Genomic DNA, 24,946 nt, shown 5'->3' on the forward strand with positions numbered 1-24,946 from the left:
CCAAGATGGACATAACTGACTTTATTTCGAATTTTCCTTTTGATATTTCAACTAGTGAGCCGTGGAAAATCACAAGTGAAATAAAAGAAAGAATTGAAACTTTGATTCAGCAGTTGGATAGCGAATTTGATATAGAAAACGGAATTGCAATCCATAAAACGGCTACCATCGAAAAAGGGGTGACCATGAAAGCGCCTTTAATCATTAATGCCCATTGCAGAATTGGGGCTCACTCCTACTTCCGGGAAGGTGTGTTTTTAGGAACGTATGTTAATATAGGTCCGAGTAGTGAAATAAAGAGCAGTATCATTTGTTCAGAAAGCGCTATTGCACACATGAACTATGTCGGAAACAGCATCATAGGAAGCCGTGTTAATTTTGAGGCAGGCTCCATTGCAGCTAACCACTACAACGAAAGGGACAACAAAGAAATTTCTATAAAATACAAGGGGGAGATACAATCAACAGGCTTAAACAAATTTGGTTCAATCGTAGGTGATGATTCAAAAATCGGAGCCAATGCCGTCTTGTCTCCGGGTACAATTTTAGAAAAGAGATCAGTTGTAAAAAGACTTGAGCTTGTTGATCAGATAAGCATATAAAGTTTAATCAATTCGGCGTATAAACCAATGTAGCCACGACCACACAATGATCGGTTATATACTCATCACAAATAATATCATAGGATAAAACCTTCCATTTTTCAGGCTGTGTAAATAAAATATGATCAATACAAACTGTCGGTCCTGTCGATGGGAAAGTAGGTGCTATTGAATTTTTATGATCAGGTTTTGAAAAAACTTCATAAAGTTTCTTTATGGTCTTACTGTTGGGTGTAGCATTGAGGTCACCGACCAAAATAGTCGGTAATTCTTCTCCCCGAAATCTATCAACCAAAGCGTTAGCCTGCATTAACCGATCAGTTTCATCACGTTGATGATCCAAATGTGTTCCTACAAATTGAATTTTATTCCCTGATGCAGTCTCAAAAACAGCAGTTTGGGCAGCTCTGGGTTCAGATTTAGTCTGATGTGGCAACTTTACCGTTTCTGTAGTCATTAAACTGAATTTAGACAAAATCGCTTCGCCGTATTCCCCTCCATCATAATACATAGCCCTGGCATACAGCGGCATCATTTGGGTGCGATACCCTAATTCCAAGGGTAAATTGTATTTCTTAGCCCTTTCTGTTCTATAATCCACTTCCTGCATCGCTACAAGATCCGGATGATACTTATTGATAAAACCGGCAATAGCTTCTAAATTGAAATCGCCTTTTGTTGTAGCTCCGTGAAGAATATTAAATGACATCACGCGAAGCGTGTCTGCAGATTGTTGTGCATTTAGAATAGTTGAAGCAATAAGGAACAGGGTGAAAATAATTTTCTTCATAGGTGATTGATTTATTGTCGGACTTCGATTCAATCCACAACGCTATTTATAGTATTATTACAATCTGGCTATTTCTTTGATTTCAGCAATAAATTTATCAGCAAGACTATCCGCTTCTTTTTGTGATTTAGCCTCTGTGTAAATTCGAATAATCGGTTCGGTATTCGATTTTCGCAAATGCACCCAGTTTTCTGGAAAATCAATCTTCACCCCATCGACAGTCGTTAGGTTTTCGTTGGCATACTTCTCCTCTATCGCTTTCAGAATGGCATCTACATCCAATGAAGGTGTGAGTGCAATTTTCTTCTTACTCATAAAATATGACGGATAACCGGCTCTGAGTTCGCTTACCGAAATTCCTTTTTCCGCAAGATGTGTCAAAAACAGTCCGACGCCTACCAAGGCATCACGTCCGTAATGACTTTCAGGATAAATGATTCCGCCGTTACCTTCCCCGCCAATAATAGCTTTGTTGGTTTTCATAAGCGTCACCACGTTCACTTCGCCTACGGCAGAAGCCTCATAAGTTCCTCCGTGTTTTTCCGTCACATCCCGTAAAGCTCTTGAAGATGACATATTGGAAACCGTATTTCCTTTGGTTTTTCCTAAAACATAATCCGCACAAGCGACAAGAGTGTATTCTTCACCAAACATTTCCCCTTCGTTGGTAATAAAAGCAAGTCGGTCTACATCAGGATCCACGACAATACCTAAATCAGCTTTTTCTTTGACTACCAATTCGCATATATCAGATAAATGCTCTTTTAAAGGCTCCGGGTTGTGCGGGAATTGTCCGTTAGGCTCACAATAAAGTTCTACCACTTCCACACCGAGTTCTTTCAATAACTTCGGAATGGCGATCCCTCCTGTGGAATTCACCCCATCGACCACAATCTTAAATTTTGCTGCCTTGATTTTTTCAGCGTCGACCAGAGGAAGGTCTAATACTTCGTCTATATGAATATCGATATAAGAATCGTTAATTGTTATTTTACCGAGTTCATCCACTTCAGCAAAAGAAAAATCTTCTTTTTCAGCAATTTTGAGTATTTTTTTTCCTTCTTCACCATTTAAAAACTCTCCTTTGCTATTCAGTAGTTTTAAAGCGTTCCACTGTTTTGGGTTGTGACTAGCCGTCAAGATAATACCTCCGTCTGCTTTTTCCAGGGGAACTGCGATTTCCACAGTTGGGGTTGTGGATAATCCAAGGTCGATGACATCAATTCCCAAACCGATAAGCGTGGATGAAACCAGATTTTGTATCATCTCTCCCGACAAACGGGCATCACGGCCAATTACAACGGTTAGTTTTTCTTTTTTGGTTTGTTCTTTCAGCCATAAACCATACGCAGCGGCAAATTTAACAGCATCCAAAGGCGTTAAATTCTCTTCGGTCTTCCCTCCTATGGTTCCTCGTATTCCGGAAATTGATTTGATTAGTGTCATGTAATATTTTGATTTGAATCCCACTAAATGGGTCTAGTTTATTCGTTTGAACCTGCCCGACTAACTCGTTCAGGCGGGTACCCCGTGGACCTGCCTCGAGGTAGTTGATTATTGATTTTTCTATATACGACGCCGTTTTTGGCATCAACGGCAACAAAGTGCCCATTTTCGACAAATATACAATGGAAGGCACTTAAAATTGTAATATTTCGATTAGATAATTATTAAGCATCTGATATTCAATAGCTTTATTTGTTCTTTGCATCTTTTGCTGATTCTTAAGCGAGCTTTGCGTGAAATTATTCCACGCAGAGACCACAAAGTTTATCGTAAAGAATGCAGAAATCAAGTTTTTCAATTAGCCTTTACGATTTAACATTATGATAATAAGGTGATTGTAAGCCATAATTATAGTATAGCTTAATTAAATCATCTACAAAACACCATTGTTTGGGTTGAATTTGTAAATTTAGGGAATGAATTTTCTAGCGCATATTTATTTATCAGGAGATAATCCCAAGGTGAAAGTGGCGAATTTTATGGCCGACAGTATTCGAGGGAAAAAATATCTCGATTACCCGCCGGATTTCAAAAAAGGCATCCTTTTACATCGCGAGATCGACACCTTTACCGACGCCCATCCCACAGTGAGAAAGAGCACTAAAAAGCTCCATAAGAACTACGGGCATTACAGTGGGGTTATTGTCGATATTTTTTACGACCATTTTCTAGCCAAAAATTGGAGTAATTATTCAGATAAACCCCTGGAAGAATATGTAGATGAGTTTTATGATCTCTTGGGGGAATATTATGACATCCTCCCAATGAATGTCAAAAAACTGATGCCATATATGATTGCGGATAATTGGTTGTTGAATTACGCCAAGCTGGAAGGTATTTCCCGTGTTTTAGACGGAATGAACCGACGAACCAAAAACAAGTCGAAGATGAATTTTGCCATCCTCGATCTTGAAGAACACTACACTGTTTTTGAAAAGGAATTCACCTCTTTTTTTGAAGAACTCAGAGCCTTTTCAGCACATAAATTAAAATCCTTGTAAAAAGTTGACAATGTGAAAAAAATATATCTACTCTTCCTACTCTCTTTAATTATCCTCAGCTGTAAAACGACTAAAGAAGCTGAGATCGGACTTGTAAAAGACAATGCCCTGGTGGTTTCCGCCAGGGTTGAAGCCTCAAAGATAGGGGCTGATATTTTACAGCAAGGCGGAAATGCCTTTGACGCTATGATCGCTACCAAATTTGCTCTAGCCGTTTCTTTTCCTTTTGCCGGAAATCTGGGCGGTGGTGGTTTTTTGGTATATCGAATGAATGACGGTACTACCGGAACGCTGGATTTCAGGGAAAAAGCTCCGCTTGCAGCAACCAAAAACATGTATTTGGATTCCATGGGGGAAGTTCTTCCTGAAAAAAGCAGGGTTGGTGCCCTTGCCGTAGGTGTTCCCGGAAGTGTCGCAGGATTGTTTGCTATTCATGAAAAGTTTGGCTCTATGCCGATGGAAAAATTGATTCAACCCGCTATCGACCTTGCTAAACATGGAGTGGTTGTTACCGAAAAGCAAGCCAGAAGAATAAAAAGCTATCAGGATTTAATTATTGAGGTGAATGGCGATAGTATTTTGTTTTCCAATACTTTTGAAAAAAATGATACCATAAAATACAAAGCCTTGGCTAAGACATTGGAAGCTATTAAGGAAAGAGGAAAAGATGGTTTTTACAAAGGTGAAGTTGCCCAAAAAATAGTGGATATCATACAAAAGAACGGCGGACTTATCACATTGGAAGATCTGGAAAAATATGAAGCCGTTTGGCGAGACCCCATTGTTTTTGATTACAAAGACCTGAAAGTAATCTCCATGGCACCACCAAGTAGCGGAGGCGTCACTTTGGCTCAGATTATGAAGATGATTGAGCCTTATAATTTAGCTGAATTCAAACATAATTCGGTTAAAGCCATCCAACTGATTACAGAAGCTGAACGCAGGGCCTATGCTGACAGGAATTACTTTTTGGGTGACCCTGATTTTTCCCAAATACCTGAAAATGTTTTAATAAGCAGTGATTATCTCAATGAACGAATGAGTTCGTTTAGTTTTGATCAAGCCACGCCTTCCTCAGAAGTTTCCCATGGCGAGGTAGAAATTGTAGAGAGTGATCAGACTACGCATTTTTCTATTGTAGATCAGTTTGGAAATGCGGTATCAGTTACAACAACTTTAAACGGCGCCTATGGTTCTAAGTTGTTTTCAGAAGAGCTTGGGTTCTTTTTTAATAACGAAATGGATGATTTCAGTGCCAAACCAGGGATTCCTAATATGTTTGGGCTTACCGGAGCCGAAGCAAACAGTATCGCACCGGAAAAACGCATGTTGAGCAGCATGACACCAACCATTGTGGAAAAAAATGGTAAATTGCTTATGGTTGTTGGAACCCCGGGTGGAGCGACCATCATCACATCAGTATTGCAAACTATTTTAAATGTATACGAGTTTGATATGGGAATGCAGGAAGCTGTAAATCAGCCTCGTTTTCACCATCAATGGCTACCGGATGAAATCCGCATAGAGCCTAACGGATTTGATATGGAAACCATTTCAACCCTAAAAAATTTAGGGTATGAGATTAACGAATCTAACTCACGAATTATAGGTATTGTAGACGCAATCCTAATGTTGCCAGACGGAAAAATGGAAGCAGGTGCCGACAAACGCGGGGATGACACTGCTGTTGGCTTCTAATTCACTTTAAACAATAAAAAATGATAAAGAAATTACTTAAATACCTAGTCATAATTCTGGTAGTTTTCGGACTTATTTGCGCCGTGGTTTATTTTACAATCCACGAACCGCTTCCAGTAGGAAAACAAGGTCCGGAAGCTGAAATGCTTGCTCAAAAGATGCTTAAAGCTGTCAATTATACCAACTACACCAAAACCCGTTTTATAGAATGGTCGTTTAATGGCAAGCATTTTTATAAATGGGACAAGCAAGAAGAATTTGCAGATGTAAAATGGGATAATAATTTGGTGAAACTCAATCTGAACAACTATTCCATTAGCAAAGTGTATAGGGACGGTGTGGAACTATTCATGGATCCAAAGGACGAATTGATAGACACTGCCGTGAAATATTTCAACAACGATTCTTTTTGGCTGGTCGCTCCCTTTAAGATCATGGATAAAGGTGTTGAAAGAAGTTTGGTTACCTTAAAAAATGGAGATGAAGCACTTTTAGTGACCTTTACCGAAGGTGGCACTACCCCGGGGGACTCATACCTCTGGATATTAGATGATAATGGTTTTCCTCAAAGTTTTAAAATGTGGGTGAAGATCATTCCCGTTGGTGGACTCGAAGCGAGCTGGGATAATTGGAAAGTGATGGAAACCACCACCTATTTGCCTACGAGCCACAAATTCTTGTTCCTCAATTTTGATATGGGGGAAGTCAAGGCCTATAATCAACTCCCTTAGGGCGAGCCATGAAAAATTTAAACTAATAAGTTTAGTTTATTACAATACAAATTGATAGAGAATTAAGCCCACTTAGTGGGTTAGACGAATCTTACTTAAAGCGGCTTCAATTTTAATCGATAAAACAGTAACTTTGCGGTTTTGGGTTTATATGACGAATTTTAATGAAAATATAGAAGTAAAAGGTGCCAGAGTGCACAATTTGAAAGATATAGATGTGACCATTCCCAGGGAAAAACTGGTGGTCATCACCGGACTTTCCGGTAGTGGGAAGTCATCATTGGCCTTCGATACTATTTATGCTGAAGGACAACGTAGGTATATTGAGACTTTCTCTGCCTACGCAAGACAATTTATTGGCGGGATAGAACGTCCGGATGTAGATAAGATCGACGGACTCTCCCCCGTTATCGCTATCGAACAAAAAACGACTTCAAAATCCCCTAGATCTACGGTGGGGACGATTACCGAAATCTATGACTTTTTACGTTTGTTCTTTGCCCGTGCGGCAGATGCGTATAGCTACAATACAGGTAAAAAAATGGTCAGCTATAGCGATGAGCAGATAAAAGATTTGATTCTAAAGGATTTTATGGGCAAACGGATCAACATTCTCGCGCCCGTAATCAGAAGTAGAAAAGGTCATTACAGGGAGCTATTTGAACAAATATCCAAGCAAGGTTTTGTCAAAGTAAGAGTCGATGGTGAGATTCGTGATCTTGAAAAAGGAATGAAGGTAGATCGTTACAAAACCCATGACGTCGAAATTGTGATCGATCGACTTCAGGTAGATGATTCCGATAACACTTCAAAACGCCTGAGTGAATCCATCAACACAGCCATGTACCATGGTAATGATGTGTTAACGGTTATTGAACACGGTACATCCGAAGCTCGTTATTTCAGCCGGAATCTGATGTGTCCAACTTCCGGGATCTCATACCCCAATCCGGAACCGAACACTTTTTCATTTAATTCCCCGAAAGGGATGTGTCCTACTTGTAGCGGTTTAGGGAAAATATATGAAGTAAACCTTCAAAAGGTAATTCCCAATGAAAATGCCAATATTAAATCGGGCGGAATAGCTCCTTTAGGTGAATATAAAAAATCATGGATATTCAAACAGTTGGAAGTTATAGCCCAACGTTATGAATTCAAACTTACCGATCCTATCAAGGACATTCCGAAAGAAGCCATGGAAGTGATTCTCAATGGTGGGAATGAAAAGTTTTCTGTGGAATCCAAAACCTTGGGAATTACCAGGGATTATAAAATTGATTTCGAAGGAATCGTAAGCTTCATCAAAAACCAATTTGAAGAAAGTAACTCCACCTCTATCCGCCGATGGGCAAAAGGATATATGGATCGTGTGGATTGTCCTGACTGTGATGGCAGCCGACTAAAAAAAGAATCGCTCTATTTCAAGGTCAACAAAAAGAATATTGCTGAACTCTCCGCCATGGATATGGTAGAATTAGCTGAGTTTTTCAGAGAACTTCCAAAAAATCTGTCAAAAAAACAGTTAAAGATTGCTGAAGAGATTTTAAAGGAGATTAACTCCAGAATAAGTTTCTTGCTGGATGTCGGTTTAAATTACCTTTCGCTTTCCAGAAGCTCAAAATCCCTTTCCGGAGGGGAAGCACAGCGGATACGCCTGGCTACACAAATAGGTTCGCAATTGGTCGGGGTGCTTTATATTTTAGACGAACCGAGCATCGGTCTACATCAACGGGATAACGATCGTTTGATCAAATCCTTGGAATCCCTGCGGAATATCGGGAATTCAGTCATCGTTGTAGAGCATGACAAAGATATGATCATAAGAGCAGACCACGTGATCGACATAGGCCCGGAAGCCGGAAGATTGGGAGGTGAAATTATTTCTGAAGGGCCTCCTTCATCCTTAAAAAACTATCACACCCTCACGGCTGATTACATCACGGGAACCAAGAATATCGCTGTTCCTGAAAAAAGACGAAAAGGCAATGGGAAATCCATCGCTTTAAAAGGCTGTACAGGAAATAACCTGAAAAACATTGACGTTGAATTCCCCCTTGGGAAAATGATAGGAGTTACCGGTGTTTCGGGAAGCGGAAAATCTACTTTGATCAACGAAACCCTCTACCCTATCCTGAATGCCCATTTCTTTAATGCGGTTAAAAAACCCATGCCCTACAAAAGCATCAAAGGCTTGAAAAACATCGATAAGGTGATCGATATCAACCAGTCGCCTATCGGAAGGACACCTAGGTCAAATCCGGCAACCTATACCGGGGTTTTTAGTGAAATACGACGTCTTTTTACACAAACCCCTGAAGCTATGATTCGAGGCTATAAACCGGGGAGGTTCAGTTTTAATGTAAAAGGCGGAAGATGTGAAACCTGTCAGGGCGCTGGGGTTCGCGTTATCGAAATGAACTTCCTGCCCGATGTTACGGTTGATTGTGAAACCTGTCAAGGAAAACGCTTTAACAGGGAAACCCTCGAAATACGCTACAAAGGAAAATCAATTGCCGATGTTTTGCATATGACCATCAATCAAGCTGTTGATTTCTTTGAAAACATTCCGAAGATACACCGAAAACTGATCACATTACAGGATGTTGGTTTGGGCTATATCACTTTAGGTCAGCAGTCCACCACACTTTCAGGAGGAGAGGCACAGCGGGTTAAATTGGCTACGGAATTATCCAAAAAAGACACCGGAAACACTTTTTACATTCTAGATGAACCTACAACCGGACTTCATTTTGAAGATATCAGGGTACTCATGGGGGTGTTGAATACACTGACCGACAAAGGAAATACTGTTTTGATCATAGAACACAATATGGACGTCATCAAAATGATGGATCATATTATCGATATCGGGATGGAAGGTGGAAAAAGTGGTGGGGATGTGATTGTTACCGGAGCCCCAGAACACATCATCAAGAATACAAAAAGTTATACCGCTAAATATTTAAAAAAAGAATTAAAAGATGAGAAAAGAAAGGCATCATAAGGGATGGAATGAAATAAAAACGAACGACTCCTGGGCTATTTTTAAGATCATGGGAGAATTTGTAAACGGATTTGAAAAAATGAGCAGCATAGGTCCTTGCGTGTCTATTTTTGGGTCTGCGCGAACAAAACCCGATAGCAAATACTATAAACTGGCTCAAAATATAGCCAACAAGATTGTGGAAGCCGGTTACGGAGTGATTACAGGAGGAGGCCCTGGGATTATGGAGGCCGGGAATAAAGGTGCCCATATGGCCGGTGGTACTTCGGTCGGATTGAATATCGAACTCCCTTTTGAGCAGCATGACAATCCGTATATCGATAGCGATAAAAGTTTGGATTTCGATTACTTCTTTGTCAGAAAGGTAATGTTTGTAAAATACTCACAAGGATTTGTGGTTATGCCCGGCGGTTTCGGCACAATGGACGAGCTTTTTGAGGCAATTACACTTATTCAGACCAATAAAATTGGGAAGTTCCCGATTATTTTAATAGGTAGTGAATTTTGGGGCGGACTCATGAAATGGGTTAAAACCACATTGTTGGAAGAATACGGAAATATTAGTCCAAAAGACCTCGACCTAATCTCCATCGTTGATACCGAAGATGAGGTGATTGATGTGTTGGACAGCTTCTACAAGAAATATAATTTGAGTCCGAATTTCTAGGAGGGCATTATTGCATACAATTTAAAAGTACAGTTTTCTATCATTAAAATGGCATGACTGTACTTTTTGTAGTTTATAGGGTATATTTTTTTCGATGAAATGAATTGTGTATTTTTCTATAAAATTTAAATCTAACCCTTGTGAAGAAACTACTACCCTACCTATTAATCCTGATTGCTTGTCAGTTTACTTATTCTCAAGATTATAAAAAATTTTGGCAAGAAGTTGAAGGCCATGAATTAGAAGGAAAGCCCAAAAGCGCTCTTGAAGTTGTTGACAAAATCTACAGAAAATCCAAAAGGCAAAAAAACACGTCCCAAATCATTAAGTGTTTCCTATATCATTCAAAATTTATTAATACCACCAAAGAGGATTCCCAAGATCTCATAATAACTGATATTTCTTCATTGATTGAAGAATCAAAATTCCCGACAACAGCAATTTTGGAGTCCGTTTATGCTCAAATATTAGAACAATACCTGAATAAAAATCAGTATACTATCCGAAACAGGTCAAAAACGGATTCCTCCACATCGTCTACGGATTATAAAACCTGGGGCATTGATAAGCTTACCCAGGAAATTGAGAAACACTATCGAAATTCCCTTCAAGATGAAGAACGATTAAAAAATATTCCTATCGGGGATTTTGAAGTTATTCTCACAAGCGGTGATAAATCCGAACAATACCGCCCTACCCTGTTTGATTTCCTCGCACACAGGGCAATTAGCTTTTACAGCGATGAGAAATATTATGTCACCCGGCCAAAAGATGAGTTTATTATCAACGACCCGGTTGCCTTGGGCGCCACAGCTGATTTTGTAAAAGAAGATTTCTATACCACGGACAGTGTTTTTTCCAAAAGAAATGCCCTTAAACTCTATCAAAAACTAGAAAATTTCCACCTATCCAAAACAAATCATCTCGCTTATGTAGATGTGCTTTTAAAACGCTTGAATTTTGTAAAAGAAAACGGGGTTTTTGAAAACAAAGAACTTATTTATGACAACAGACTGAAATCATTATCCAATCAGTTTAAAGGAAAGGAAGCTTCAAGTATCATCAACTATCAAATAGCAAAAGACTTATATGATACAACAACGGGAGATAACAGCCCTAAATTCAATAGCAAAAGAAAAAAAGCCCTCGAAATATGCGATAAAGTTATCCAGGACTTCCCAAAATCGGAAGGGGCGCATTATTGTAAGACTTTGAAGGAGAAAATAGAAAACCCATTCTTCAACTTTAAAACTGAAAAATACACTATTCCTAACAAACCTATTTTAGCACAGGTTAAGTTTAAAAATATAGATAGCGTTCATGTATTTGCATATAAAATACCAGCTAAAATACTTCCGAAAGGTAATTATTACTGGAACCGGAGCACATTCGATTCAATTGTAAAAAGAAAAATTCGATCTGCCGCTCCTATCAAACATAAAAAATTCAAATTACCCAATAAAAACGATTATTACCAATACAGCACGGAAATTGTGTTACCAAAATTTGAAAGCGGCCATTACATTCTGATTGCCGGTAAAAATGAAGCCCCTAAAGCTTTTGAAGATGTTTTGGGCTATGGAGCTATAGCCGTTAGCAATATGTCTGTACTTTCAACGAATTATGACGACTACCTCTCGCTAAAGGTATTAGACAGATTTACCGGAAATCCAATCAAAAAGGCTAATGTTGTTGTAAGTGAAGATTTTAAAACATATAAGACAGGAAAAACCAATTCAGATGGAACCTTTATATTAAAAAGACCCAAAAAAGAATACTACGACCTGGAATATACCATATCATCTGCAAACGATACCGTTTTCAAGGATTTTTCACTCTATCAAAAAAACGAATATGAAGATGATGGTGAAGATGATTGGTGGGAAGCAAAACCTTATATATACCTGGACAGGAGTATCTACAGACCCGGACAAACTATCTATTTTAAGGGGATATTGATTGAACAGAAAAACGGAGTCTCTTCAGTGGTTCCTAATGTCTATGTTTCTGTTATAGCCTATGATACCAATGATAATGAGATAAAGGAATTCAGACTTAAAACCAATAAATACGGGTCGGTCAGTGGGGAATTCAAATTACCTTCCAATGTACTTACAGGTGAATTTTATATTGAAATGGATGAAGATATGAATATGGATGGTGATGATGACCCTTACTGGGAAAAAATAGACGATATTGAATATAGAGACGTTTATTTTTCTGTGGAAGAATACAAACGTCCGCGATTTGAAGTCGTAATGGATCCTGTTACTGAAAGCTATAAATTTGGTGATAGCATTTTGATGAGCGGAGATGCAAAAGCATTCTTGGGAAGTAACATCAGCGGAGCTGAAGTTAAATATACCGTTAAACGGGAAACCGAGCATAATTGGTATTTTTCAAGTTATCACAATTCCCCGGATCAGGTTATTAAAAACGGAGTGACCACCACCGATGACAAAGGGAATTTTGAAGTCGATTTTATTGCGACTCCCGACAGCACCCTAACCAAAGCTCAAAAACCTATTTTTAATTATGTGGTTTCAGTTGATGTAACCGACATCAACGGAGAAACACGTAGTGCACAAACCAGTTTAAGGCTAGGCTATCACAATATTGAAATGGATTTGCAGTTGAATCCAAACATGAGTACTTCTTCCGAAGAAATCATCAAAATCGAAAGCAAGAACCTGAATGGGGAAATTATTACATCAACAGGAAGCCTCAAAATATATCAACTACAACATCCCGACAGGTTTTTGAAAGAACGATTTTGGGAACTACCGGAGATTCAATCCATCCCCAAGGAAGAGTTTATTGCCCTTTTTCCTAATATTTCATACGACAGTACCGAAGTAAAAGTCAACTGGCCCAGAGGAAGCATGGTTTTAGAGCAAGAATTGGATACTTCAGGTACATCAGAAATAACCTTGAAAAACCTAAGCAAATGGCAACCGGGCTATTATGTAGCTTTGGGTACGGCAATTAATAAACAAGGAGATTCCATAACAATCGAAAAAGAATTCACCCTTAAAGATGCCAATAACAATACTCCATATCAGGAAGCTGCTGTCGATTATAAGATATTGAATTCAACTTTTATAGAAGACGGCTATGTGGAACTCTTGTTTACCACTCCCCTGGACACTGTCAATTTAAACCTATCGGCTTATTACAAGGAGAAAAGTTTGCTGGATAAAAATGTACTTCTTGAAAAAGGAAATACCAAGGTAAAAATCCCGGTAAGAAAATCATTCACCGATAAAATCACCGTAAAATACAACTATGTGAAGTACAACCGGTTTAAACAACAGTCTTTTGATGTTCGGTTTGCCAAAGCCGAGAACTTCCTTAATATTGAAACGCTAAGCTTCCGAAATCATTTAAAGCCCGACCAGCCGGAAACATGGAGTTTCAAAATCACCGGTGTGGACAAAAACACAGATGCCGAAGTATTGGCTTCCATGTATGATATGTCCTTAGACGAATTTAAAGAACACGACTGGAATGCTAATATCGGATTTAACAATTATAATTACTACAGCACTCCCGGAACCAGTGCTGATAACTATTTTAATACTGAAAACTTTAGGACGTTCAATAACAATATTTATGGTTATGGAACCACACCATATAAGAGTTACAAGGCTTTGTATTGGTTTGGCTTTGACTTTAATGGCAATATATATACCAACAAGAGATATTTAAGAAAGCTCGCCAGACAAAAAGCTTTGGAAGCCTCAGAAGACAAATCTAAATCTGTTAGGGTTGGTGGCGGCACAATCTCAGGAACAGTAACTGGTCAGGATGGACTGCCGCTTCCGGGTGTGAATGTGGTTATCAAAGGAACTTCCAGAGGTGCTCAAACCGATTTTGACGGTAATTTCACCCTTGAAACCAAAAAAGGTGACGTGCTGGTATTTTCATATATAGGTATGGTTTCTACAGAAGCAACTGTGGTGAACAATACCGTTAGTGTTTCTATGATGGAAAGCATGGAAGCATTAGAAGAAGTTGTTACAGTAGGTTATGGAGTCCAAAAAGAAGCGGCAATGAGCGATTCTGAAGTAATAGGGGCATTGCAAGGAAGCGTAGCAGGAGTTGAAATACAAAAAAATACCGCTGGAGCAACGCAACAAATTACCATAAGAGGTAGTTCGTCTGTACAAGATGGCAAAAAACCACTTTTGATAATTGATGGGGTTATCCAGACAGAAATTAACTATACTGCAAATCCGGAAGATATAGCAGACACGACCGTTTTAAAAGGGGAAGCAGCAACTTCTATATACGGGGCGAAAGGAGCCAATGGAGTTATCGTCATCACAACCAAAAAAGGGATGGAGGAAGTGATGCAAGTCGATGCCCGTGATAATTTGAAAGAAACGGCTTTCTTCTTTCCTCATCTTACAACCGATAAAGACGGGGTGATTTCTTTCAATTTTGATTCACCACAAGCACTTACCAAATGGAAATTGATGCTTTTGGCACACAACAAGGAGCTTGCTATTGGTACTGTGGAAAAAACTGCTGTTACTCAAAAAGATTTAATGGTCATTCCCAATCCACCCCGGTTTTTAAGGGAACATGACACCATTGTTTTTTCAGCCAAAATCACCAATTTAACCACCGAGGCCATGTCCGGTACATCAGTGCTTCAACTGTATGATGCTGTTAGCATGAAAGCTGTTGATGCTAATTTTAGTAATGTTGACTTCAATAAAAACTTTAATGTTACTGCAAAAGGTAGCACCAATGTTTCATGGAAACTTGTGGTTCCACAAGGAATCCAAGCCCTGCAGTACAAAATTGTAGCCAAATCGGGTAATTTTTCAGATGGAGAAGAGAATATTTTGCCGGTGTTGACCAACAGGACTTTGGTAACGGAATCCAAACCCATTTGGGTGAAGCCTAAAACAGAAAAAGAAGTGGTTTTAAACGGATTGAAAAACAATAACTCCCCTACTCTAAAAAATCATTTGTTTACCTTGGAATACACTTCCAACCCGGTATGGTATGCCATTAAATCGTTGCCATATTTAATGGAGTTTCCCTATGATTGTGCTGAACAGACCTTTTCTAAATACTACTCCAATGCCATAGCAGCACATATTTTAAACAGTAACCCGAAGATCAAAGAAGTGTTTGACAGCTGGAAAAAGAACAATACGGACAAATCTCTTTTGGAAACCAACGAAGAATTAAAATCTATTCTACTTCAAGAAACCCCATGGCTTAAAGATGTGCAATCGGAAGCTGAGCAAAAACAGAGCTTAGCCGAGTTGTTCGATATGGAAAAACTTGCCGAACAGGAGATGTATACCTTAAACAAACTTGATGAACTCCAAAGTGCCTCAGGTGGTTTCCCTTGGTTTGCAGGCGGTAGGGAAAACGAATTCATCACCCGTCATATTGTAGCTGGCTTTGGACATATAAAACAATTGAATATTTCATCTGAATATCAGTACAGAACCAACGAGATTGTGAAGAAAGCTATAAAATACCTCGATAGTGAATTTATCAACAATTATAACAGACGTAAAAAGTATATCAAAAAGGAAAAAGATATTCATTTAAACCATGGAGTTATTCATTATTTGTATTTGAGAAGTTTTTATTTGAAGGAACATCCCTTTAATGAAGAAACCCAAAAAATTGTTGATTATTACCTCGGAAAAAGCAAGGAAGACTGGTTAACGATGAGCCTTTATGGCAAAGCTATGATGGCTTTATACCTCCATAGGATGGATAAAAAGAAGCTATCAGAAGATATTATAGAATCCCTGTTTGAAAATGCGGTGCATTCAGAAGAAAATGGCATGTACTGGAAAGACAATAAAGCGAGTTGGTACTGGTACCAATCTCCGATAGAAACCCATGCCCTATTGATTGAAGTCTTTTCTGAAATAAAAAATGACAAGAAAATCACCGATGAGTTAAAACTTTGGTTGCTTCAGAACAAAAGAACCAACAATTGGGAAACCACTAAAGCAACAACCGAAGCAGTTTATGCCTTGTTAATGCATGATTCTGATTGGCTTTCGGTAACCGATAATACCGTTATTACCATAGGTTCAGAAAAAATAAAAACGAAAAAAATGGAAGCTGCTAAAAAAGAAGCCGGCACCGGTTATTTTAAACTCAATTGGAAAGCTGATGAAATCACCCAAAAAATGAGCGAGGTTAAAGTAGTCAACAAAAGCGATGTTACAGGTTACGGCGGTGTGTACTGGCAATATTTTGAAGATCTGGACAAGATAAAAACTGCCGAAGAATCCCCTTTATCAGTTAAAAAAGAACTATACCTTAAAAAGAGTACCGACTCAGGAAAGCAGCTGGTTCACATTAACAATACCGAAGCTTTGAAAGTAGGTGATTTAATCACCGTTAGGATTGAAATCACCTCCGAGAATGATATGGAATTTATTCATCTCAAAGATATGCGTGCAGCCGGTTTAGAACCCATTGACGTACTTTCAGAATACAAATGGCAAGACGGATTAGGTTATTACCAAAGTACCAAGGATGTGGCAACGCATTTCTTCTTTGATATCCTGCCAAAAGGCACTTATATCTTTGAATACGATTTAAGAGTAAACAATTCCGGAAATTTCTCTAATGGCATCTCTACCCTTCAAAGTATGTATGCCCCGGAATTCAGTGGGCATTCTAAAGGGATTAGGTTGAGAGTTGAATAAAAAATATACACATAACAAAAAAGGAAACGCTAATCATTCAGCGTTTCCTTGACTATTTACCGGAAAAAATTTCCTTTAGTTGAGAAACCACATTTCCGTTTCCGGCTACGGTGATTTCACCAATCTTATCAGCAATTTTTTCCACATATTCCATCTCTTTCAATTTGAAGAGCATTTCATTTTCATCCATCAACTTAGCAGTGTTGAGCAAGCTTCTAGTTGAAGCTGTTTCTTCACGCCTAGTGATGACGTTGGCTTGTGCCCTTTTTTGAGCTACAAGCACTTGGTTCATGATATCGCGCATGTCACCTGTCAAAATCACATCCCTGATACCGGTGTTAAGCACTTTTACACCCAATTTTTCAGCTTCTGTTTTAACAGTTTCAAACACAGCTTGCGCAATGTTTTCTTTGTTTTCCAAAAGCTCATCCAAGGTGTAAGTACCCACAAAGCCACGGATGGCCAATTGCAACAGTACATACAACTGCTTTTCGTAATCCTTGTTTTCCAACAACGCTTTTTCCACATCGGTTACTTTGTACTGTGTGTAAAAGTTGATACGGATGGTAGCCTTGTCTTTAGTCAACAATTCCTGTCCGGCAATTTCCAGTTGCAACTGCCTCATATCAGCCTTGGCGATTTTGATGGTAGTGTCGTTCCTCCAGAAACGATATGTACCGCTTCCCAAGGTTTTTACATACACATCATCCACGATAAGCACTGCTTTTTCATAAGCAGCGACCTCAAAGGCCCTGATGTACCTGGATACTTCGTAGTTATTGAACAAAGCCTTATCTACATTTTCAGTGATATAGATCTTGCTCAAATCAACATAAGTAAAACCATAGTCCACCAAACCTTTCCAGAACAAATGCCTACCGGAAGTAAGCACGCCTTTGAAATTCTGGTTTTCAAACATCAAAACCAATTCGTTGTCCTTTACTTCTACCACGTACAACAGACTTTTCAATGCCTCATCCTGAAGCAACACATCTGTTGAAACACTTGGATAGAATGCTTTGGACAAGTCATACTTCAAAATGGTCTCACCCAAACTCAACCAGTGTGTTCCGGTAGAGATAGTGCGTTTGTAGTCTCCTTTTCTGAAGACCAAACCTACTTTTCCTTTATTAATCCTTACTCTTTTCATCTGTTAAATATTTACTTCATTTAAAAATTGAACATAATGATGGCATTTTCCTTTTACAGAATTTGCCGGCTTTGACGTTACTGCCGCGGTTAATAACTTTCAAAGTTTATTTTTAGTCTCGTTCATTTTCTTTTAAAAACAACCGAAAGCAAACCATCTATCAGGTATGGAAACAAGACTCCCAATCCGGTTTGGAAATTCGTTTTGAGGAATGGGAAACAAAGGGGACATATAAATAATACGTTACCTCAGTTTCTGAAACCGCAAAAGGAATAACCTTCCTTGATTTTATAGCACATGTTTCAAAGTACTTTCCAGACTACTCTCCTGCACACAAGATGCCGGATTGCCGATCTGCTTTACAGTTGTTTTGTTTTAACAGTTTTGCTGACTGTTACTGTCACGTTTTACAAGATGACACGCTTTGGAGCAGACCGGGTTACCCCATTCTGCAAATCAACCCATGTTAAAAGCATGGTGCTCTAGCCACCTGAGCTAAACGGTTTTCAAGACCGCTACAGGATTCGAACCTGTGCATCCAAGTCTATCGTTCTACCTACTGAACTATCCGCCTATGACGGAGCGGGACTCGAACCCGCGACCTATAGTGTAAGCCATTTTTTGGTAAACAGCCGAAACCTTCAAGTCAAGCTGCACATAAAACTACCATACACCTTGTGCAGCGTTTTATACAATGGTGCTATACAGAAACACCCAACAAGACCTGCTTGATATCATTCCCTGCAAAAGCAGGAGTCTCTTATTAAAACACATGTCCCTCTTACCAGATTCGAACTGATACTTTTGCTGGTGCAAACAGATTGACTCTAAATGCGCTTCCTTACTAATTTCGGTGCTTCTGCAAATTCTATTCATTAGCAAGCTCGTCGCTAACAACATCTTCCAATCACTCCATGGTTTCGATAAAATCTTTTACCACAGCTCTTCCCTTTAAGCTAAAGAGGTATTTTGTTGCCCCAAAAGGATTTGAACCCTTACCACAAGAACCAAAATCTTATATGCTAGCCATTACACCATGGGGCTGTTTGCAGTACCGACGGGGCTCGAACCCGTAACCTCCCGGTAGACAACCGGACACTCTAGCCTTTGAGCTACGGTACTTTTATTTCTCCTTTCTTTTTTTGTTAGACTTCTTTTTTCCTGGTAACTTTTTTACCTTTTTCTTTTTCTTCTTTTGAATTCGCTTCACTTTTTTCTCTACCCTATTCAGCTCTCCTTCCACGTGGGTAACAAAACTGTTGTCTATGCTCAATTGCAAAGCTTCTTTATAGCTCTTTTTGGCTTTTTTATAGTTTGCTTGACTTTCGTAGAGCAAACCTTTTAAGAGCTTGAGCACAGTTTTGTCAGTGCCTTTTACTTTAAGGGCAAAATCGGCCAGTTTGTGTGCTTCTTCATATTCTTCATTCAGCAAAAGCACATGAACATACCCGGGATAAACCAATGGGCTTTCCATTCCGGCCGCCAAAGCTTCGGCATAAATGTTTTTTGCCGCTTCATAGTCCTTAAGCTGATAGGTATACAACTTGGCCAAAAGACAAAGTGCTTCAACGTTTTTACTGTCATATGACAAGGCGTAATTCAACGATTCCACTGTTTCTCCTAAATCATACGGATAAGCATCCAGTGCCTTGAACAAATAAATATTATGTAATGTTGTTTCCATTTTCACAAATCAATTCAGTTAAACAATATGCGCTAAGGCATAAGATTGATACTGTACGGATTTGTGTATTCTGGAATTTATCGGGAATAAAAAAATCCGAAACAGTTTTTAATTGCTTCGGATTTTTTCTGAGGATTTTTTTATGTTTAATGCCCATTATGGGCTTTCAGAAGAAAATACCGAAGCAGTAAACAAAACGACGCGGGGTCGTTATACTTTTGTCCTGATGTTGTAATATGCTTTTGCATGGCTTCTTGTTTTTGTTATTAATTCTTAGCAGTTCTGTTTTGCAAACCGCGATGCAAATATGAAAACCATTTTTTAAAATACAAATAAAAATATCAATTTATTTTATTGACTATCAGTTAGTTATGTTTATTTTGAAACATAAGGATTCTTGTCCGCTCAAGGGCAGATACTGTGAATTTCAGTCAAAATACTGTTGCTCAATTGCTTACTTTTCAATGCTGGTATTATATGTTGTTAAACCTGATACTCAAATGTTTCAAAAAAAATTAGTTTATTTTCACTTTATATGATTTCAGTTATAAAACCCCATAAAAAAAGCGTCCAAAATAAAGTTTTGGACGCTTTGGTATTGTGTTTTTTATTTGGTTTTTCCCATCAAAAACCTAAAACTAACTGTAAAGCATCCGTTTTCCGAAGGAAAATATCATTCATCCCTCGAAAACACCACTGTGTGGGCAGTGATTTTAATTCGATATGTACAGTTAATGGTTTCATTTGTGATACAAAGATGATTATTTTTTTTGAAAATGAAATAATCTACTTAAAAATTTGTTTCAACCTTTTAAGCCGAATTCCTACTCGCATTGATGTTTCCGAATAGAGAACGGGTTACCATACGCTCATAGACTTCGCGCAATTTAGTATCCGATTCCTTTTTGGACTTGCTCAATTCCTGAATACGTAATAAAGCGTATTGTTGGATAGTGAGCAGTGGCAACACTATATTCTCCCTAATCTGGATAGATGCTCTCATAGAACGTGTATCTTCCATCAGTTCAGAATATCCTGTTACCTTCAACAACATGGCTTTACTGCGCTGGTATTCGTCGTGTATAATTTTCCAGAATTCTCCAAATTCTTTGTCATTTTGCATATATGCTGTTAGTTTGAAGAATGATTTGGTTAAACTCATCATACTGTTTTCAAGCAATGTTCTGAAAAAAGCGGAGTTTTTATAAAGCGATTGCACTTTGTCAAATTCCTTGTTCTCTACAAACTGTTCTATAGCAATCCCAACACCGTAAAATCCGGGTACATTTTGTTTTAACTGGCTCCAACTTCCTACAAATGGAATAGCCCTTAGATCAGAAAAAACTAATTTATCAGACTTCCCTCGTTTGGATGGCCTACTTCCTATATTTGTTTTTGCATAGTATTTCAATGTACTCATACGCTCGAGATACGGAAGGAATTTAGGATGCTTTTTAAAATCTACATAAGCGTTGTAACTGATTTCCGCCAAACGGTTCATCGTATCGCGGTCTTCATCATTAAGCCTGTCGGCTTCATCACTAAAAACGTTGTTAGCAATTCCGGAGCTCAACAATTGTTCTAAATTGTACTGACAAGATTCCAAAGTACCAAAATTTGAACTAATGGTCTGCCCTTGAATGGTCAGCTGTACTTCCTCATTCTCAATTGTAGGTCCTAATGAGGCATAGAACTGATGCGTTTTACCACCTCCACGTGCCGGTGGACCTCCTCTACCGTCAAAAAAGACCACTTTAACATTGTATTTTCTCGAAATAGTCGTTAATGCTTCTTTGGCTTTGTAAATACTCCAGTTGGCCATTAAATAACCTCCATCCTTGGTTCCGTCTGAGAATCCAAGCATTATGGTTTGTTTGTTCCCTCTGCGTTTAAGATGCTCTGCATACGACTTGTTGGTATATAGGGTTTCCATCACATTGTGGGCATCTTCAAGATCGTCCACCGTTTCAAATAGCGGAATGACATCAACGGTCGGCTTTTCCCAATCACACATACGGATCATAGCAAAAGCTTCCATCACATTCATGACACTACCATTATTACTGATGATATAACGATTACACCCCAATTCTCCATTGTTGTTCTGAATGGTTTTCATCGCGTATATGGATTCCAGGGTAATACGGCTCATTTCGTGTTTGAACAAACTCGGATTCACCTTCCCTACAACCTTTCCTAAGGATTTTATCTGCTCTTCTTCTGAAAGTTTGCTGTAATTCTTCGGGAAAATATCCAATCCCATACCCAAGGATTCTTCAACGATATTCGACAACACATTGTGGTGTACCCTTGAGTCTTGGCGGATATCCAAATTAGCGAAAAAGAATCCGAACAACTTCATCTTATTGATAAGATCACTGATCTCATCTGCAAACAAGGATTGATGTTTTGCTACCAATATTTCCTTTATTTCCAATAAAGTGTCCATGGTTTCTTCCGGGGTAATGGTTGTTCTTCCACTTTCCAGAAAAATATTTTCATAAAGCTTATCTTCAAGATCGGTGATCAATTTATCGACAAACTTGAAGGTAATGCGTCTGCGAAGTTTTCTCACATCGCGATAGTAGTTTTTTAAGATAGTACTTCTCAAGCGATCGGCCACTTTTAAGGTGATTTCGGTGGTCACAAACGGATTTCCGTCCCTGTCTCCTCCAGGCCAAAATCCAAGATTGAGCACTTGATTGCTCAATTCGGTATCTCCAAAAATATTGTTTTGAATATAGTTGAATATCTGACTTGACGATTGGTAAAACACGTGTTCCAAATACCATATCAAACTCACAGCTTCATCATAAGGGGTTGGCTTTTCTTTTTTGAAGAATGGAGTTTTCCCCAATTGTGCCAGTAGTTTTTTGATCAGGTTCAAATCATTCTCCTTGATGGCTTCCGAAAGATCGGTTATAATCCCCAACACAGAACCCGGATAAAATTGAGTGGGGTGAGCTGTTAACACCGGACGCACCTTGAAATGTTCAAGATAAGCTTTGAGTTCCGGCATTTTATTTCTGGCTTCGGCTTCTTCCTTTACATTCCGCAACGATCCCCTGCCGTCCATATTATTAACCACCGAAAACGTAGCGTCTTCAATCGCATCAAATAGAACCACTTGTCTTTCTATATATTGAATAAACCTAAAAAGGAGGTCGTTCTTATTCTCTTCGGAAGGGCTTTCATGATATTTTTTAAAAAAACGGTCTACAATCTCCGAAGGGTTTTTGTCTTTTTCATATCCTTTTTCACAGGTTTCAGAAAAAAGAGGTAATAAAACCCCTGTATTTGTTATCTCATCAAAAGGAAGTGTGATGAAAATACTGTTGTAGATTTGATATCTTGATAAAACACTTTCGTTGAATCGGTCGATCTTAGGTTTTCTTTGCATATTGAACTACAGTTTTAGGTAAAAATACAAAAAACCCTCTCAATACCATGACTGAGAGAGCTTGATTACTGTTTTTAAACAGATATTTTACAAATCGTTAAAAATGGTGTGCATTAAACGTCTCTTATCGTTAATGCTTTCTTCCAATGAGATCATTGTCTCTGTTCTGGAAACACCATCAATATCATCTATTTTAAATATGACTTCTTTAGCGTGTTTGGTATCTTTTGCTCTTATTTTACAAAAGATATTGAATTTTCCTGTAGTAATATGAGCTACTGTTATATAAGGAATCTGATTCAAACGCTCCAACACAAATTTTGTTTGATGCGTTTTCTCAAGATACACCCCTACATACGCAATGAATGAGTATCCTAATTTTATATAATCCAGTGTAAGTGAAGAGCCCCTAATGATTCCTGCTTCTTCCATTTTTTTTACCCTAACGTGAACCGTCCCAGCAGAAATGAGCAGTTTTTTAGCGATATCTGTAAAGGGAGTTCGGGTATTCTCAATCAACATATCGAGAATTTGGTGATCTACCTCGTCTAATTTAAATTTTGCCATAGTTATTTAATTATCTTCAAACAATAAGCAAAAAAAACAAAAAAAATTGAATTATTCACAATCGAACACTAATTATTTTTTCAACAAATCCCCGATTTCTTTAAATTTTCTTTAAAAATTTTGTTAAATAGCTGGCGTTTAATTCATGTAATTCAACAGGATTGGTATCTATTTTGCTCAGATCTAATTCCTTATGTCCATAATAATGCAAATAAGACTCTATGTGTTCTACAGAGGGAATAAACTCGATTTTACCATTTAATAACGTTTCCTTAAAGAGTACCGCTACGTCTTTTGCTTCAATTCCGCTCTTAGTTGTTACCGGACATTTTCTTAAAATCACATCATAAAATAGTTTTTCGTTCTCTGGAATATCAAAATAGGCTTGATATTCTTTTCCTGAAATATCGTGTGTCCCTAAATATTCTATGGCAGTAACCAACGAAAAAGCAATATATTTTCGGGTTTTTTCCCTTTCATAATCATCCGGGTAGTGACCGGATTCAAACAAAACCGTTGGAATACCCATAGATTGGAATGTATCGCCCACACAATTCAGGTTAAAACCATCGTCATACCTCCCCACCTGCCCCGGAATGTGATTTTGAAGCATTTCGTTCATCTTTACTATGAGTTCCATGCTTCTTTTTCGCCCGGAAGTTACTTTTCGTTCTTTGTCTTCTGCCGGTGTAAGAAAAGACACCGTGGCAGAGCGATTGGTTTTTCCGGCACTGAAAATTGTACGCTGGTCGTGCAGATTGAAGCAAAAATCAGGTCTAAAACTATCAAAAACACCCCTCAACGCCTTGCTTTCAGGTTGAGATAAGTTCTGTGCATCCCTGTTAAGGTCCACTTTGTTGCTATTTACACGTGTGTAAGCTTCTGCCCCATCAGGATTAAGCATTGGAATGATACATATACTGAAATTTCCCAGTATAAAATTCTTAAAGGCTTTATTTGTGTTTATATAATTCAACAGATCGAATACAGCCTTTGTCGTGGTCGATTCATTCCCGTGCATTTGCGACCACATCATCAATTTGATCCTTCCTGAGCCTATTTTTATAGTGTGGATAGGTTTTTCAAGAACAGATTCGCCTACAACTTCAACATTAAAAGGATCGCTATACGAACTCATTAAAGGTTCGATATTCCTATCAGTAATATAACGGCCTCTGATTTTGGAAGCCCTATAGGTTGAATACGTATCAATAAACTCTTTTGTGTACTGCATGTCCTGAATTAAGTTTACTCACTAAGTGAGATTTAATCCCGATAACTATCGGGGGTTGCAATGCCTGCCTTCGTCGGCAGACATGCTTGCATCAAAATGTTTTAGGTTTCTTGCCTTTTGTCTCGTAGACTTTTCCTAAGACTGTTGACAAATGTAAAATTATAATTGTTTACAATAATAAACACCAGTAATTTACTTTTGTAATCTATTTAAT

General features: G+C 38.4%; 14 protein-coding genes and 2 tRNA genes. 7 read left to right on the plus strand and 9 right to left on the minus strand.

What is annotated here, in order from left to right; all coding sequences use genetic code 11:
* Positions 1–5 precede the first annotated feature (5 nt).
* Entirely contained in the window at positions 6–602 is a 597-nt protein-coding gene (locus tag OOZ15_RS09420; RefSeq protein WP_265956133.1) for a DapH/DapD/GlmU-related protein, read from the plus strand.
* Between the two features lie 7 nt (positions 603–609).
* Here OOZ15_RS09420 and OOZ15_RS09425 read toward each other — a convergent pair whose 3' ends face one another.
* Positions 610–1,392 carry an endonuclease/exonuclease/phosphatase family protein gene (locus OOZ15_RS09425; RefSeq protein ID WP_265956135.1) on the minus strand — a complete coding sequence of 261 codons (783 nt, stop codon included), beginning with the start codon at positions 1,390–1,392 and terminating at the stop codon, positions 610–612.
* Positions 1,393–1,449: 57 nt separating this feature from the next.
* Positions 1,450–2,838: a phosphoglucosamine mutase gene (glmM, locus tag OOZ15_RS09430; RefSeq protein ID WP_265956137.1), complete on the minus strand. Its 1,389-nt coding sequence runs from the start codon at positions 2,836–2,838 to the stop codon at positions 1,450–1,452.
* 476 nt (positions 2,839–3,314) lie between these two features.
* Between glmM and OOZ15_RS09435 the strand changes: the two genes are divergently transcribed.
* The 6 genes from OOZ15_RS09435 to OOZ15_RS09460 all read left to right on the plus strand — a co-directional run bounded on the left by OOZ15_RS09435 (position 3,315) and on the right by OOZ15_RS09460 (position 16,697).
* On the plus strand, positions 3,315–3,899 hold the full coding sequence (locus OOZ15_RS09435; RefSeq protein WP_265956139.1) for an acyl carrier protein phosphodiesterase: 585 nt from the start codon (positions 3,315–3,317) through the stop codon (positions 3,897–3,899).
* Between the two features lie 12 nt (positions 3,900–3,911).
* A complete protein-coding gene (ggt, locus tag OOZ15_RS09440) occupies positions 3,912–5,597 on the plus strand; it encodes a gamma-glutamyltransferase (protein WP_265956141.1) in 1,686 nt (561 codons plus the stop codon).
* A 20-nt stretch (positions 5,598–5,617) separates the two neighbouring features.
* Positions 5,618–6,328, plus strand: coding sequence for a hypothetical protein (locus tag OOZ15_RS09445; RefSeq protein ID WP_265956143.1), 711 nt, complete (start codon positions 5,618–5,620; stop codon positions 6,326–6,328).
* 151 nt (positions 6,329–6,479) lie between these two features.
* Positions 6,480–9,332: an excinuclease ABC subunit UvrA gene (uvrA, locus tag OOZ15_RS09450; protein ID WP_265956191.1), complete on the plus strand. Its 2,853-nt coding sequence runs from the start codon at positions 6,480–6,482 to the stop codon at positions 9,330–9,332.
* A complete protein-coding gene (locus OOZ15_RS09455; protein WP_265956145.1) occupies positions 9,310–9,999 on the plus strand; it encodes an LOG family protein in 690 nt (229 codons plus the stop codon). The genes uvrA and OOZ15_RS09455 overlap by 23 nt, the downstream gene beginning before the upstream one ends.
* A gap of 140 nt (positions 10,000–10,139) precedes the next feature.
* Complete coding sequence (locus OOZ15_RS09460; protein ID WP_265956147.1) at positions 10,140–16,697, plus strand: alpha-2-macroglobulin family protein; 6,558 nt, start codon at positions 10,140–10,142, stop codon at positions 16,695–16,697.
* A gap of 52 nt (positions 16,698–16,749) precedes the next feature.
* On the opposite strand, the gene OOZ15_RS09465 is transcribed toward OOZ15_RS09460, so the two are convergent.
* The 7 genes from OOZ15_RS09465 to OOZ15_RS09495 all read right to left on the minus strand — a co-directional run bounded on the left by OOZ15_RS09465 (position 16,750) and on the right by OOZ15_RS09495 (position 24,732).
* Complete coding sequence (locus OOZ15_RS09465; protein ID WP_265956149.1) at positions 16,750–17,847, minus strand: slipin family protein; 1,098 nt, start codon at positions 17,845–17,847, stop codon at positions 16,750–16,752.
* 972 nt (positions 17,848–18,819) lie between these two features.
* Positions 18,820–18,891 (minus strand) — tRNA-Gln (locus OOZ15_RS09470).
* A 5-nt stretch (positions 18,892–18,896) separates the two neighbouring features.
* Positions 18,897–18,969: transfer RNA gene (locus OOZ15_RS09475), tRNA-Asp, on the minus strand.
* Between the two features lies 1 nt (position 18,970).
* Complete coding sequence (locus OOZ15_RS09480; protein ID WP_265956151.1) at positions 18,971–19,531, minus strand: tetratricopeptide repeat protein; 561 nt, start codon at positions 19,529–19,531, stop codon at positions 18,971–18,973.
* An 811-nt stretch (positions 19,532–20,342) separates the two neighbouring features.
* The gene (locus OOZ15_RS09485; protein WP_265956153.1) at positions 20,343–22,931 is read right to left on the minus strand and encodes a phosphoenolpyruvate carboxylase; all 2,589 of its coding nucleotides are present in this window, start codon (positions 22,929–22,931) and stop codon (positions 20,343–20,345) included.
* 87 nt (positions 22,932–23,018) lie between these two features.
* Entirely contained in the window at positions 23,019–23,498 is a 480-nt protein-coding gene (locus tag OOZ15_RS09490; RefSeq protein ID WP_265956155.1) for an Lrp/AsnC family transcriptional regulator, read from the minus strand.
* A 100-nt stretch (positions 23,499–23,598) separates the two neighbouring features.
* Complete coding sequence (locus tag OOZ15_RS09495) at positions 23,599–24,732, minus strand: M14 family metallopeptidase (protein ID WP_265956157.1); 1,134 nt, start codon at positions 24,730–24,732, stop codon at positions 23,599–23,601.
* Between the last annotated feature and the right edge of the window lie 214 nt (positions 24,733–24,946).

It is taken from the genome of Galbibacter kalidii, from assembly GCF_026241135.1.
In the GTDB taxonomy this organism is placed as follows: Bacteria; Bacteroidota; Bacteroidia; order Flavobacteriales; family Flavobacteriaceae; genus Galbibacter.

Excerpts from the sequence above, each read along its gene's own strand:
- OOZ15_RS09480 (WP_265956151.1), bottom strand. The coding sequence starts at position 19,531 with ATGGAAACAACATTACATAATATTTATTTGTTCAAGGCACTGGATGCT.
- OOZ15_RS09495 (WP_265956157.1), bottom strand. The coding sequence starts at position 24,732 with ATGCAGTACACAAAAGAGTTTATTGATACGTATTCAACCTATAGGGCT.
- OOZ15_RS09485 (WP_265956153.1), bottom strand. The coding sequence starts at position 22,931 with ATGCAAAGAAAACCTAAGATCGACCGATTCAACGAAAGTGTTTTATCA.
- OOZ15_RS09445 (WP_265956143.1), top strand. The coding sequence starts at position 5,618 with ATGATAAAGAAATTACTTAAATACCTAGTCATAATTCTGGTAGTTTTC.
- uvrA (WP_265956191.1), top strand. The coding sequence starts at position 6,480 with ATGACGAATTTTAATGAAAATATAGAAGTAAAAGGTGCCAGAGTGCAC.
- OOZ15_RS09455 (WP_265956145.1), top strand. The coding sequence starts at position 9,310 with ATGAGAAAAGAAAGGCATCATAAGGGATGGAATGAAATAAAAACGAAC.
- OOZ15_RS09465 (WP_265956149.1), bottom strand. The coding sequence starts at position 17,847 with ATGAAAAGAGTAAGGATTAATAAAGGAAAAGTAGGTTTGGTCTTCAGA.
- glmM (WP_265956137.1), bottom strand. The coding sequence starts at position 2,838 with ATGACACTAATCAAATCAATTTCCGGAATACGAGGAACCATAGGAGGG.
- OOZ15_RS09425 (WP_265956135.1), bottom strand. The coding sequence starts at position 1,392 with ATGAAGAAAATTATTTTCACCCTGTTCCTTATTGCTTCAACTATTCTA.
- OOZ15_RS09435 (WP_265956139.1), top strand. The coding sequence starts at position 3,315 with ATGAATTTTCTAGCGCATATTTATTTATCAGGAGATAATCCCAAGGTG.
- OOZ15_RS09490 (WP_265956155.1), bottom strand. The coding sequence starts at position 23,498 with ATGGCAAAATTTAAATTAGACGAGGTAGATCACCAAATTCTCGATATG.
- OOZ15_RS09420 (WP_265956133.1), top strand. The coding sequence starts at position 6 with ATGGACATAACTGACTTTATTTCGAATTTTCCTTTTGATATTTCAACT.